General features: G+C 60.7%; 11 protein-coding genes. 7 read left to right on the top strand and 4 right to left on the bottom strand.

The features are described 5' to 3' along the window. The first annotated feature begins 30 nt into the window (after positions 1-30). Positions 31-843, top strand: a complete 813-nt coding sequence (locus GC127_RS04680) for a TIGR00282 family metallophosphoesterase (RefSeq protein WP_008279357.1) — start codon at positions 31-33, stop codon at positions 841-843. 146 nt (positions 844-989) lie between these two features. Continuing rightward, on the top strand, positions 990-2,768 hold the full coding sequence (locus tag GC127_RS04675; protein WP_198133563.1) for an SLC13 family permease: 1,779 nt from the start codon (positions 990-992) through the stop codon (positions 2,766-2,768). 3 nt (positions 2,769-2,771) lie between these two features. Here GC127_RS04675 and bchJ read toward each other — a convergent pair whose 3' ends face one another. Together bchJ and bchE are read right to left on the bottom strand one after the other, a co-directional pair. Next, on the bottom strand, positions 2,772-3,368 hold the full coding sequence (bchJ, locus tag GC127_RS04670) for a bacteriochlorophyll 4-vinyl reductase (protein ID WP_151976763.1): 597 nt from the start codon (positions 3,366-3,368) through the stop codon (positions 2,772-2,774). After that, the gene (gene bchE / locus GC127_RS04665; protein WP_151976761.1) at positions 3,361-5,022 is read right to left on the bottom strand and encodes a magnesium-protoporphyrin IX monomethyl ester anaerobic oxidative cyclase; all 1,662 of its coding nucleotides are present in this window, start codon (positions 5,020-5,022) and stop codon (positions 3,361-3,363) included. Before bchE ends, bchJ begins: the two co-directional genes overlap by 8 nt. Positions 5,023-5,176: 154 nt before the next feature. Between bchE and GC127_RS04660 the strand changes: the two genes are divergently transcribed. Beyond that, positions 5,177-5,917: a YebC/PmpR family DNA-binding transcriptional regulator gene (locus GC127_RS04660; RefSeq protein WP_008279353.1), complete on the top strand. Its 741-nt coding sequence runs from the start codon at positions 5,177-5,179 to the stop codon at positions 5,915-5,917. 94 nt (positions 5,918-6,011) lie between these two features. Here the strand turns inward: GC127_RS04660 and GC127_RS04655 are convergent, their stop codons facing one another. Beyond that, a complete protein-coding gene (locus GC127_RS04655; protein WP_151976759.1) occupies positions 6,012-6,383 on the bottom strand; it encodes a DUF305 domain-containing protein in 372 nt (123 codons plus the stop codon). A gap of 264 nt (positions 6,384-6,647) precedes the next feature. Further along, on the bottom strand, positions 6,648-8,846 hold the full coding sequence (gene uvrB / locus GC127_RS04650) for an excinuclease ABC subunit UvrB (protein WP_037296948.1): 2,199 nt from the start codon (positions 8,844-8,846) through the stop codon (positions 6,648-6,650). A gap of 128 nt (positions 8,847-8,974) precedes the next feature. Here uvrB and GC127_RS04645 point away from each other — a divergent pair, with 128 nt between their 5' ends. From GC127_RS04645 to acs, 4 genes are all read left to right on the top strand, one after another. After that, on the top strand, positions 8,975-10,192 hold the full coding sequence (locus GC127_RS04645; RefSeq protein ID WP_151976757.1) for a GTP-binding protein: 1,218 nt from the start codon (positions 8,975-8,977) through the stop codon (positions 10,190-10,192). An 18-nt stretch (positions 10,193-10,210) separates the two neighbouring features. Then, a complete protein-coding gene (locus GC127_RS04640; RefSeq protein ID WP_254699997.1) occupies positions 10,211-10,822 on the top strand; it encodes a DUF1826 domain-containing protein in 612 nt (203 codons plus the stop codon). Then, positions 10,812-11,102 carry a DUF6525 family protein gene (locus GC127_RS04635; protein WP_151976753.1) on the top strand — a complete coding sequence of 97 codons (291 nt, stop codon included), beginning with the start codon at positions 10,812-10,814 and terminating at the stop codon, positions 11,100-11,102. Before GC127_RS04640 ends, GC127_RS04635 begins: the two co-directional genes overlap by 11 nt. Positions 11,103-11,420: 318 nt before the next feature. Continuing rightward, complete coding sequence (gene acs, locus GC127_RS04630; RefSeq protein WP_151976751.1) at positions 11,421-13,361, top strand: acetate--CoA ligase; 1,941 nt, start codon at positions 11,421-11,423, stop codon at positions 13,359-13,361. Positions 13,362-13,364: the final 3 nt, after the last annotated feature.

Below are 13,364 nucleotides of genomic sequence, written 5' to 3'. Positions count from 1 at the left end.
TGGCGTGGCAGGGGCCTAACACAATGACCCATGAAAATACTATTTCTCGGTGATGTGATGGGGCGCGCGGGGCGTGCGGCGGTGGCGGAACGGCTGCCCAAGCTGCGTGACGCGTGGAAGCTCGATTTTGTGGTGGTCAATGGCGAGAATGCCTCGGGTGGGATGGGTTTGACGGCGGCACATGCCAAAGACCTGTTCGAAGCGGGGGCAGATTGCGTGACCTTGGGCGATCATGCCTTTGACCAAAAGGACATGATGCAAGCCGTCGAGCGTGAGGGCCGTTTGATCCGTCCGCTCAATTATGCCAAGGCGGCACCGGGGCGCGGACACCGTGTGTTTACCGATGGGCGCGGGCGCAAGGTGCTGGTGGCACAAGTTCTGGGTAATGTTTTCATGCGCCGCGCCTATGACGATCCATTTTCGGCAATTGACGCGATATTGCGGGTGCATCCCCTGGGGGGCGCGGTGCAGGCTGCGGTGGTCGATATGCATTGCGAGGCCACATCGGAGAAAATGGCGATGGGGCATTTCTGCGATGGCCGCGCAAGCCTTGTGGTGGGCACCCATACCCATATCCCTACGGCGGACGCGCAGATTTTACCCGGCGGCACCGCGTTTCAGGGCGATGCAGGCATGTGCGGCGATTACCTGAGTGTGATCGGCATGGATAAGGCCGAACCGATGCGCCGCTTTGTCACCGGGATGACCAAGGATCGGTTTACTCCTGCTATGGGCGCGGTCACGGTATCCGGCGTCTATATCGAAACCGACGACGCCACAGGCCGCGCTACGCGTATTGAAATGGTGCGCCAAGGCGGGCGATTGGAACAGTCTGGCCCCTGAGGTGGCGATAAATGGTACAAACCCGGCAACTGGTGGTTCGTGTTGTGCATCCTTTCCCTTCTTCCCGGCAATAGGACATATGGCGCTTGCCGCCCCTCGACGGATCGGGGAAACTTGCGCAGGGCCATGAAAGGTGCGTTTAAGTGATTGAGATGCTCGGCGTATCCCAGACCGGTCAGGCGTTGCTGACGCTGCTGGTTGTGGCGGCCATGTTCGTGCTTTTTGTGCGCGAAATCTATCCGACTGAGGTGGTGGCGATTGCGGGCGTGGCGGTGTTGCTGGCCCTTGGTGTGCTGCCCTATGGCGCGGCGCTTGACGTCTTTTCCAACCCCGCGCCTTGGACCATTGCAGCGATGTTCATCGTCATGGGGGCCTTGGTGCGCACTGGCGCGCTGGATGCTTTTACCACGCTGGCCGACCAGCAGGCCAAGCATAACCCGCGCCTTGCGATTGCGATGCTGCTCATTTCGGTGGTGATCGGATCTGCCTTTATGAACAATACCCCGGTTGTCGTCGTGATGATCCCGGTGTTCGTGCAACTGGCGCGCACGCTCAAGATACCTGCATCCAAGCTGCTGATTCCACTAAGTTATGCCGCGATCCTTGGGGGCACCACAACGCTGATTGGCACCTCGACCAATCTCTTGGTTGATGGCGTGGCCCGTTCGGCGGGCATGGCCCCATTCACAATCTTCGAGGTGACGCCGCTTGGGATTGTGCTGGTCATTTGGGGGGCGATCTATCTGCGATTTTTCGGTCCCTTCCTTTTGCCCGCACGCGACAGCATGGCGGACTTGTTGTCGGACCGATCCAAGATGAAATTCTTTACCGAGGCGGTCATCCCCCCGGAAAGCAACCTGATAGGCCGTGACGTGACCGGTGTGCAGCTTTTCAAGCGGGAAGGTGTGCGGTTGATCGACGTGATCCGGGGGGATCAATCGCTGCGTCGTAATCTGGCAGATGTCACCCTGCAGGTCGGCGACCGGGTGGTTCTGCGCACGCAGATGACCGAGCTTTTGAGCCTGCAACGTAACAAGAGCCTCAAGCGGGTTGATCAGGTTTCGGCGGTGGAGACGACCACGGTTGAGGTGTTGATCACGCCCGGCTGCAAGATGGTGGGCCGTTCCTTGGGCGCACTGCGGTTGCGGCGGCGGTATGGGGTCTATCCGCTGGCGGTGCATCGCCGTAACCAGAACATCGGGCGCCAGCTGGATGAACTGGTGGTGCGTGTGGGCGATACCCTGCTGCTGGAGGGTGCGCCTGAGGATATTCAGCGCCTCTCGCGCGAGATGGAGATGGTGGATGTCTCGCATCCGTCGGCACGGGCATTTCGGCGTGGGCATGCCCCGCTGGCGGTGCTGTCGCTCGCGGGCATCGTTGTGCTGGCAGCGCTTGGCGTTGCGCCCATTCTGGCGCTTGCGGTGATCGCGGTGGCCATGGTGCTTTTGGCGCGCTGCATTGACGCCGACGAGGCTTTTTCGTTTATTGACGGGCAGTTACTAGCGCTTATCTTTGCCATGCTGGCCATCGGCGCGGCGCTGCAGACCTCGGGCGCGGTCGAGTTGTTGGTGGGCGGCATTGCCCCCACATTGTCGGTTATGCCGGGGTTCTTGGTGGTCTGGGCGATTTACCTTTTGACCTCATTCCTCACGGAACTGATCAGCAACAATGCCGTGGCTGTGGTGGTCACGCCGATTGCAATCGGGTTGGCGGATGCCATGGGCATCGACGCGCGCCCGTTGGTGGTGGCAGTGATGGTGGCGGCAAGCGCGAGCTTTGCAACGCCAATCGGCTATCAGACCAACACGCTGGTCTATGGCCCCGGCGGGTATAAATTCACCGATTTCCTGCGGGTGGGTATTCCGCTCAACCTGAGCATCGGCCTTTTGGCCAGTGCGCTGATCCCGCTTCTCTGGCCACTCTGAGGGCTAATGCCGCCAGTCAATCTCGAACCGACAGGCGGAGGCCCCCGTAGCGCAGCACGTGGTTTCGATGGCCTGAGAACGTGGGTGAACGAGCCGGGAAAAAAGCCGCTCGAACACCGCGGCGTGCCAATGGCAAAGCGGGGCCGTTGCGTGCTCGCCCCGAATGATCGGATTGTCGGCGAGGGTAAAAACCACCGGCGGGCCAGACTTTGCGGCCAAAGTGCCCGTGCCGCAGAATGTCCAGCTATGGGCCAGGATGGCGCGGGTCAGGATCGGGGCTGCGACACGCGCAGGCAGAGTGCGCAGAAGGGTCTGGGCGGCGCGTGGGATGCGATGGGCGAGGATGTAATCGCCCGTGCCTTGACCAGCGGCGATGGAGATTTTTCGCGCATTTTCAGGGTGTTGCTGCCGCAGCGCGCCATGCAGCGCCGCAACGCGAGCCTCGTTGATCATGGCGTTTGAATCCGGCAGAGGATCAAATCCCAGAGGCGCAAAAAGGGCACGGCGGGTATCCGCCCCCACGATGCGGTCCATCGCGGGGGCCAGTTGCAGGACCGCATTTGGGCCGATGCGGGCCGTTATCTGACTGCCGTCAGGCATCCATCTGCTGCGTACTGCCGCCGCAGGCGCGGACCTCGGCCCCATTTGGCATCTTGAACCCTTCGTTGCGCTCGGACGCGCGGTCCTTCATCTGGGTGCGCACCGCTTCGCGGCGTTCCGCCGCGCGGGCGGCTCGGTCGGCGCTGGCTTCCCAATCCTCCATCTGTGCCTCGGCGATGGTGCGGGTTTCGTCAAAGTCGAACGTGACCGAGTTCTTGGTCTGGGGCCCCCAATAGCCTGCCTTGCCCAGATCATAGAAGGTGCGGCTGACGCCAGCCTTGAGAAACGCCTTGAGACAGCCCAAGAGATAGCGCCGCCGATAGCCGGTGCCGCGCCATGGATAGTGAAAAAGCGCCTTGCGCATGTAGAAGCGGCGATAGTTTTTCATCACCCCGTCAAGGAGTTCGCCGCGCGTCATGGTGGCCGGTTTCATAATTGGTGTGACAAAGTTATATTTCGAGAAATCAAAGACTTCGACCTGATCTCGGAGTTCCTGAAAGAGCGGTGTAAAGGGCCAAGGCGTATACATTGCCCAGTTGGCCAGATCTGGTTGCCAGTCCCAGGCCATCTGAAAGGTTTCCTCCAGCGTTTCGGGGGTCTCATTGTCCAGACCGACGATGAACTGAGCTTCGGTAAAGATATCCGCCTCGCGTAGCAGCTGGATCGCCTCTTTGTTCTGGGCGACGGTGGTTTCCTTGTTGAACTGGTCGAGTTTGAGTTGCGCTGCCGCTTCGGTGCCAAGGCTGACATGCACCAGCCCCGCTTTGCGGTAGAATTTCAGCAAGTCGCGGTCACGGTAGATGTCTGTGACGCGGGTGTTGATGCCCCATTGCACGCGGCGTGGCAGGTCTCGGGCGATCAATTCCTCACAGAATTGCACAAATTTCTTTTTGTTTATCGTAGGTTCCTCGTCTGCGAGGATAAAGAAGCCAACACCGTGGTTGTTCACAAGGTTCTCGATCTCGTCCACCACTTTTTTCGGGTCGCGCACGCGGTAATCACGCCAGAATTTCCATTGGCTGCAGAAGGAACAGGTAAAAGGACAGCCGCGCGCCATGTTGGGGATGGCCACGCGCTTGCCCAAGGGGACGTAGATGTATTTCTCCCACTCCAAGAGCGACCAGTCGGGGTTGATCGCGTCAAGGTCCTTGACGGTTGAGGCGGCGGGGGTGGCGGTGATCGTCTCGCCGTCTAGATAGGCCAAGCCTTTGATTGATTTCCGTTTTTCAAGCCATTGGCCAGAGTCTGCGGCGCGGATGAGGTTGAGGAATATTTCCTCGCCTTCGCCGCGCACGATCACATCGACCCAAGGGGCCTCGGACAGGACCTGTTTATACATGAAGGTCGCATGCACGCCGCCCAGAACCCGCAGCGCATCTGGCACCACCTCTTGTGCGAGTTTGAGGATGTTTTCCGCGACATAGATCGAGGGGGTGATTGCGGTGACCCCCACAACATCTGGGTTCAGATCCCTGAGACGGGCGCGCAGGCTGTCATCGTCAAGGTGGTTGGTCATGGCGTCGATGAATGTGACATCCGTATACCCTGCGTCGCGCAGGTGCCCCGCCAGATAAGCGACCCAGGCCGGTGGCCAACTGCCGGCGATTTCGGCCCCGCCGGAATGGTAATTGGGATGGATCAAGACGATGCGCATGGCGGGACTCCCTGTGTATCGTTTTAGGTTACAGTATAATGTGTCTAATAAAATTGACATAAATCAAACCACACCACGGTGGGGCGGGGCGTTGCCCTGCGTGCGGCAAGCGTATAAAAGGCGGCAGATTCCCGGATATGCAGGAGAAGGCACTATGGCCGGCCATTCCAAATGGGCGAATATTCAACACCGCAAGGGGCGCCAAGACGCCGTGCGGGCGAAACTATTCTCCAAGTTTTCCAAAGAGATAACCGTTGCTGCCAAGATGGGCGATCCCGACCCGGACAAGAATCCGCGCCTGCGTCTGGCAATCAAGGAAGCCAAGGCGCAATCCATGCCCAAGGACAATATTGAGCGCGCCATCAAAAAGGCGATGGGGGGCGATGCCGAGGATTATGAAGAAATCCGCTATGAAGGGTACGGCCCCAATGGTGTGGCAATCATCGTCGAGGCGATGACCGACAACCGCAATCGCACCGCGTCGAACGTGCGTTCGACCTTTACCAAGAACGGCGGCAATCTGGGCGAGACCGGCAGTGTCGCGTTTATGTTCGAGCGCAAGGGTGAGGTGACCTATGCGGCGAGCGTGGGCGATGCTGATACGGTGATGATGGCCGCGCTGGAAGCTGGGGCAGAAGATGTGGAATCGGGTGAGGATGGCCACACCATCTGGTGTGCGGATACCGATCTGAGCGAGGTGGCCTCGGGGCTGGAGGGGGCCTTGGGCGAGAGCACATCGACCAAGCTGGTGTGGAAACCCACCACCACGACCGAGATGGACCTTGAGAGCATGCAGAAGCTGATGAAGCTGATCGAGGCGCTGGAGGATGACGACGACGTGCAGCGCGTCACCACCAATTTCGAAGCCTCGGATGCGGTGATGGAACAGCTATAAAACGCGGGCGTGCGCGTAAGGTTTGTACGGTTCTTACAGGGATTTGGTACAAACCTTACGCGGCGCTTTGAGGGGGGCTGAAAGGCCCGCCAACTTAGTGGCCCAGTTCGGTGAGGCGCGCGCGCATCCAAGCGATCTCTGCCTCTTGTACGGTGATCACATCCTCGGCCAATTTGCGCACCTCCGGGTCCTTGCCATGTTCGAGAACGATCCGCGCCATGGCGACGGCCCCCTCGTGATGCGGGATCATGCCGCACAGGAAATCCACATCGGCGTCGCCGGTAAAGTCGATGTCCATCGCGCCATGCATGGCGGCGTTCGCCTCGATATAGGCTTGGGTCGAGGCGGGCAGGCCGTGGGTCGCATGCGCGGAGTGGTTGCTGTGTTCCGTGCCGTGACCATGGCTATCGGCGAGGGCCGGTGAAAGGGTGAAAGCCAGCAGAGCGGCAGTCAGGGGGATGCGCATCGGGTTTGTCCTATCTGTGGTGACTGAGGGAGAGATAGGAGCTTCCCCCTGCTGGAAGGCAAGAGAGGATGCGCGAAAAGGTGAGTGCAGAGTGCGGGGTGTTAAGCAGGTAGGGTGCGCCTTCATTGCGCACCGGGTTGATTGGGGAGTGGTTGGTTGGTGCGCAATGAATGCGCACCCTACGGGCGCTGGAGGATGAGGCGGTCGTGGAGCCAGACCTCAGACGAGAGGGGGAAGGCCGCAGGTGCGCAATGACTGCGCACCCTACCGCCCTCGCCGCTTTACATTCCCCCCGCGCTGCCCCGGGCGGCCCGCTGTTGAGCGGCCGCGCCCTTTGACGGCTTCGGCGCTTGCGGCTTCGACGGCGGATTGACGGGCCAGAGGGTCGTCGGAGATTGCCAGATCCACGGCCTCTAGGCGCTTGACCTCGTCGCGCAGGCGGGCGGCTTCTTCGAACTCCAGATTCTCGGCAGCTTTGCGCATATCCGCGCGCAGGCCATCGAGCACGGCTGCGAGGTTTGCCCCGGCCAAGGGTTTGTCGACCTGCGCCGTGACGCGGGCCATGTCCACGTCCCCCTTGTAAAGCCCGGCCAGAATATCCTCGACATTCTTGCGCACTGTGGCGGGGGTGATGCCATGCGCCTCGTTATAGGCGATCTGTTTATCGCGGCGGCGGTTGGTCTCGCCCAAGGCGCGCTCCATCGAGCCGGTGATGCGGTCGGCATACATGATGACGCGGCCTTCGGCGTTGCGGGCGGCACGGCCGATGGTCTGGATCAGCGAGGTTTCGGACCGCAGGAAGCCTTCTTTGTCGGCATCGAGAATGGCGACAAGGCCACATTCGGGAATGTCCAAGCCTTCGCGCAAAAGGTTGATGCCAATGAGCACGTCAAACGCGCCCAAGCGCAGGTCGCGCAGAATCTCGATCCGCTCGATCGTGTCGATATCAGAGTGCATGTAGCGGACGCGGATGCCCTGTTCGTGCATGTATTCGGTCAAATCCTCGGCCATACGCTTGGTCAGGGTGGTGACGAGCACCCTGTAGCCATCGGCGGCGACGCGGCGCACCTCGTCCAAAAGGTCATCGACCTGGGTTTCGACAGGGCGAATTTCGACCTGAGGATCAAGCAGCCCGGTGGGGCGGATCACCTGTTCGGTAAAGACGCCGCCGGTCTGTTCCATTTCCCATGCCGCCGGGGTGGCGGAGACAAAGACCGATTGCGGGCGCATGGCATCCCACTCCTCGAATTTGAGGGGGCGGTTGTCCATGCAGGAAGGCAGGCGAAAGCCGTGTTCGGCCAGCGTGAATTTGCGCCGGTAGTCGCCTTTATACATGCCGCCGATCTGGGGCACCGAGACGTGGGATTCATCGGCAAAGACGATGGCCGTGTCTGGGATGAATTCAAAGAGGGTGGGGGGCGGTTCGCCGGGGGCGCGGCCCGTGAGGTAGCGGGAATAATTCTCGATCCCGTTGCAGACGCCGGTGGCCTCGAGCATTTCAAGGTCGAAGTTGGTGCGTTGCTCCAACCGCTGCGCCTCGAGCAGCTTGCCTTCGTTGACCAACTGATCAAGGCGCATGCGCAATTCGCGTTTGATGCCGATGATGGCCTGTTGCATCGTGGGCTTGGGCGTCACGTAATGCGAATTGGCGTAGATGCGGATTTTGTCGAATGTGTCGGTTTTCTCGCCAGTGAGGGGATCGAATTCGGTAATCGCCTCAAGCTCTTCGCCAAAGAACGACAGCCGCCACGCGCGATCCTCAAGGTGGGCGGGAAAGATTTCAACGCTATCGCCGCGCACCCGGAAAGAGCCGCGTTGGAACGCCTGATCGTTGCGGCGGTATTGCTGGGCGACGAGATCGGCCATGATGGCGCGCTGGTCGTATTGCGCGCCGACGGTCAGGTCTTGGGTCATGGCACCATAGGTCTCGACCGAGCCGATACCGTAGATGCAGGAGACTGAGGCCACGATGATCACATCGTCGCGTTCCAGAAGGGCGCGGGTGGCGGAGTGGCGCATCCGGTCGATCTGTTCGTTAATCTGGGATTCTTTCTCGATATAGGTGTCGGAGCGGGCGACATAGGCCTCGGGCTGGTAGTAGTCATAGTAGCTGACAAAATACTCGACCGCGTTTTCTGGGAAAAATCCTTTGAATTCCCCGTATAGTTGTGCGGCCAGCGTTTTGTTCGGGGCCAGGATGATTGCGGGGCGCTGTGTCGCCTCGATGATTTTCGCCATGGTAAAGGTCTTGCCGGTGCCGGTGGCCCCCAAGAGCACCTGATTGCGCTCGCCTTCATTGAGACCTTGGGACAGTTCGGCAATGGCGGTGGGCTGATCGCCCGCCGGTTCAAAATCCGAGGCCAGCAGGAAGCGCTTGCCGCCTTCGAGCTTGGGGCGGGATTTCACATCCGGCGCGGGATGGCTGAGCACGGCTGGGGTCTTGTCGGAATGGGCATAGGGCATGGGGCGCTCCTTGGGCTCGATGTCCACATTTGTTCTCTTTGGCGTTGGGTTCAAGCCCCAAAGCGGGTTGTGTTCGGGGGGATTAGTGATGTAATGATATAACATTATAAACGCAAATGGAGATGCCGATGCAACCCCGCGACCTGCGCTTGCCCGTGACCGTGCTTTCCGGATTTCTGGGGGCGGGCAAAACCACGCTTTTGAATGCGGTGCTGAATAACCGCGATGGCCGCCGGGTGGCGGTGATCGTCAATGACATGTCGGAGGTGAATATTGATGCCGACCTTGTGCGAGAGGGTGGTGCAAACCTCAGCCATACGGATGAGGCGCTGGTCGAGATGTCGAACGGTTGCATCTGCTGCACGCTGCGCGACGATTTGCTCAAGGAAGTGCGCAAACTGGCAGGTGAGGGGCGGTTTGACTATTTGCTGATCGAATCGACTGGGGTGTCAGAGCCGTTGCCGGTGGCGACCACGTTCGAATTTCGCGACGAGGCGGGCGAGAGCCTGTCGGATGTGGCGCGGTTGGACACGTTGGTTACGGTGGTGGATGCCGTGAACCTGCTCGAGAATTATTCCAGCCATGATTTCCTGTCGGATCGGGGCGAGGTGGCCGGCGAGGGCGACACGAGGACGCTGGTTGACCTGCTGGTCGATCAGATCGAGTTTGCCGATGTGATCGTTCTCAACAAGGTCAGTGATGCCGGGCCCGCGCGGCGCGATGCGGCCCGCAGTATCATCGTGGCGCTCAACCCGGATGCGCAGATCATCGAGACGGATTATGCGCAGGTCGATCCGGCGCGGATTTTTGACACCGGGTTGTTTGATTTTGCGACGGCGCATGATCATCCGCTTTGGGCCAAAGAGCTTTATGGCTTTGCCGAGCATGTGCCCGAGACTGAGGAATATGGGGTCAGTTCCTTTGTCTACCGGGCGCGGCGTCCGTTTGATCCGGCAGCCGTGCATGCGGTTCTGAATGGGCCGTTGCCGGGTGTGATCCGGGCCAAGGGGCATTTCTGGGTGGCGACGCGGCCCGAGTGGGTGGCGGAATTCAGCCTTGCAGGGGCCTTGAGCAAGGTGGGACCGCTGGGCACCTGGTGGGCGTCGGTGCCCGAAGAGCGCTGGCCCACGCATCCGCAGGCGCGGGACTATGTGATGCGGCATTGGGCGGCGCCCTATGGTGATCGGCGACAGGAGTTGGTGTTTATCGGCGCGGGCATGGACCAAGAGGCGATTACAGCAGCCTTGGATGCGGCGCTGGTTGGCAGCGAGACAGTCTTTGATCCGCTGGTGTTTCGCGGCTTGCCTGATCCCTTCCCGGTGTGGCGGCGGTCTGAGGCGGCGTGAGCGATGCGGGACCATGGCATGACGCTGGCCACTTCCGTGGCGCGGGGGGATAGCCCCGGTATCCTGCATCAGGTGACGAGGGCGGGACAAGCGGCGGCGATCTGGACGCGGCAGAGAGAGGCCGGGCTTGCCGAGTGGATTGACGGTGTGGCCGTGGAAAACTTGCCGCAGGCCCGATGCTATTGCACGGCGCAGCGTGCGCGTGCGGTGGCGCAGGCGGCCTGTGAGGGCGCAGGTTTGCCCATCGGGCGGGCGCGTGAGGCGTTGTGTGATGACATCGGCGCGCTGGCTGTCCTGTTTGGGCAGGTCATGGGGCGGAGCGCCTTGCATCTGCGGTTGGAGGTGGTGCGCGACTATGCCTGCCGCAAGTTTCATATGGATCAGGTTCCGGCGCGGCTGTTGTGCAGCTATCGCGGGGCAGGCACGGAATACGGGTTGATGCGGGCGCAGGGCGATCCGCAACCTGTGTGTCGAATGGCAACCGGGGATGTGGGCATTTTTCGCGGCGCGCTGTGGTTCGGGGACGAGATGAGCGGTGTGGTGCATCGCTCGCCGCCGATTGCCGGTTTTGGCGCGGCACGGCTTTTGTTGGTGTTGGACGTGTTGGGGGCGGCGCAGCATGGCCGGTAACCTGCGCAGCCCCGCCATACGCCGTCGGCGCGCCCATGGTCTGACCGAGTATGACCGCTTGCCGGGGCCTCTGCGCCGCTGGGTGGCACAGGCGGCGCTGCCGTGGTCGGCGCGGTCGGTGCGTGCGGTCTGGGCGCGGGCGTTGCAGGCGGCGGGGGGATGCGAGGCGGCGGCGTTGGCGCGTCTGAACCGGATCGAAGCGCGCGCGCTGGAGCGCGAGGCCTCTGTGGTTTGGGGGATGGGATATCCCACGCCAGACCTTACAGGTGACGAATCGTAGAGGGATTGTGACGCTGCGTCATACGATTCGGGCGCGGGGCATAGTGCCGCACCCACTGGGCACGCGTGGGTTTTGGAAGTGGGTCTGTCGCAATTTTGAGCACATGAGTCGTTTCAGGGCGGGCAAAAGGCCAGCAAAACAGCAGTGGAAAATTTATTTACAAAGCTGTGCCCCGATTAATGCAAGAAATTCACTGATCTTATGGGCGTTTGTCAGGATTTTGTTAATTTCTGCGCAATTTCGGCTAGGGTATGCGAAGGAATGCGGCAGAGCCTGTCACGAGGAGCAGGTGGCCGTTGGGATGGAGGATTTCAAGTCATGAGCGACGCAAACGCAACCGCAGGTGCAAAAAAAGCCGGATTTCACATTGATCAGGCCAAGTATGAGCGGATGTATGCCGATTCGATCAGTAACCCCGAAGCGTTTTGGGGGGAGCATGGCAAGCGGCTGGACTGGATCAAGCCCTACACCAAGGTCAAGAACACCTCGTTTGCGTATGACAATGTGTCGATCAAATGGTTTGAAGATGGCACGCTGAACGTGTCGGCCAATTGCATCGACCGGCATTTGGCAAAACGCGGCGATCAGACGGCGATCATCTGGGAAGCGGATGATCCCAACGAGACGCCGCAGCACATCAGCTATAAGGAACTGCACGCGCAGACCTGCAAGATGGCCAATGTGCTGAAGGCGATGGGCGTGGGCAAAGGTGACCGCGTCGTAATCTATATGCCGATGATCCCCGAGGCCGCCTATGCGATGCTGGCCTGTGCGCGGATCGGGGCGATTCATTCGATCGTTTTCGCGGGCTTCAGCCCGGACGCGCTGGGCGCGCGGATCAATGGCTGCGATGCCAAGGTGGTGATCACCGCCGACCATGCGCCGCGTGGTGGCCGCAAGACCAAGCTCAAGGATAACGTCAATCAGGCGCTGTTGCATGACACCTCGGATGTGAAGTGTCTTGTGGTGCAGCGCACCGGTGATCAGGTTGCATGGCGGCGTGATCTGGATTTCTGGTGGCATGAAGAGGCCGAGAAGGTCAGTGCCGATTGCCCGCCAGAGGAAATGAACGCAGAAGACCCGCTGTTCATTCTTTACACCTCGGGGTCGACCGGCATGCCCAAGGGCGTGGTGCATACGACGGGCGGCTATCTGACCTATGCGTCGATGACGCATGAGTATATTTTCGACTATCACGAGGGTGATATTTACTGGTGCACGGCCGATGTGGGCTGGGTCACGGGGCATAGCTATATCGTTTATGGCCCGCTGGCCAATGGGGCCACCACGCTGATGTTCGAGGGCGTGCCGACCTATCCGGATGCCGGGCGTTTCTGGCAGGTGTGCGAGCGCCACAAGGTGACACAGTTCTACACTGCCCCCACCGCCATTCGCGCGCTGATGGGCAAGGGCACCGGGCCGGTTGAAGGATCGGACCTGTCGAGCCTGCGCATTCTGGGGTCGGTCGGCGAGCCGATCAACCCCGAGGCGTGGAACTGGTACAATGAGAATGTGGGCAAGGGCAAATGCCCCATCGTGGATACGTGGTGGCAGACCGAGACCGGCGGCATTCTGATCACGCCGCTGCCCGGTGTGATCGACACGCCCAAGCCCGGTTCGGCCACCAAGCCGTTCTTTGGCGTGAAGCCCGTTGTGCTGGACGATCAGGGCAACGAGTTGGACGGCGAGACCTCGGGTGTTCTGGCGCTCAAGGATAGCTGGCCGGGGCAGATGCGCACCGTTTGGGGCGATCATAGCCGGTTTGTCTCGACCTATTTCGAGATGTTCAAAGGCTATTATTTCTCGGGCGATGGGTGCCGCCGCGACGCGGATGGCGATTACTGGATTACGGGCCGGGTGGATGACGTGATCAACGTCTCTGGCCACCGGATGGGCACCGCCGAGGTGGAATCGGCGTTGGTCGCCCATGCCACGGTGAGCGAGGCCGCCGTTGTGGGCTATCCGCATGACATCAAGGGGCAGGGCATCTATTGCTATGTCACGCTGATGGATGGGGTTGAGGCCACCGAGGCGCTGCGCACGGAACTGGGCAACTGGGTGCGTCAGGAAATCGGGCCGATTGCCAAGCCGGATGTTATCCAATGGGCACCGGGCCTGCCGAAAACCCGTTCGGGCAAGATCATGCGCCGTATCCTGCGCAAGATCGCCGAGAACGACTTTGACAGCCTTGGGGACACCTCGACGCTGGCCGATCCGTCGGTCGTGGACGAGCTGATTGCCAATCGCACCAAAGCCTGAGAG

It is taken from the genome of Roseovarius sp. EC-HK134, from assembly GCF_902498815.1.
In the GTDB taxonomy this organism is placed as follows: domain Bacteria; phylum Pseudomonadota; class Alphaproteobacteria; order Rhodobacterales; family Rhodobacteraceae; genus Roseovarius; species Roseovarius mucosus_A.
The sequence above is the reverse complement of the archived record's forward strand: the minus strand, read 5'-3'. Positions and strand labels throughout refer to the sequence as shown.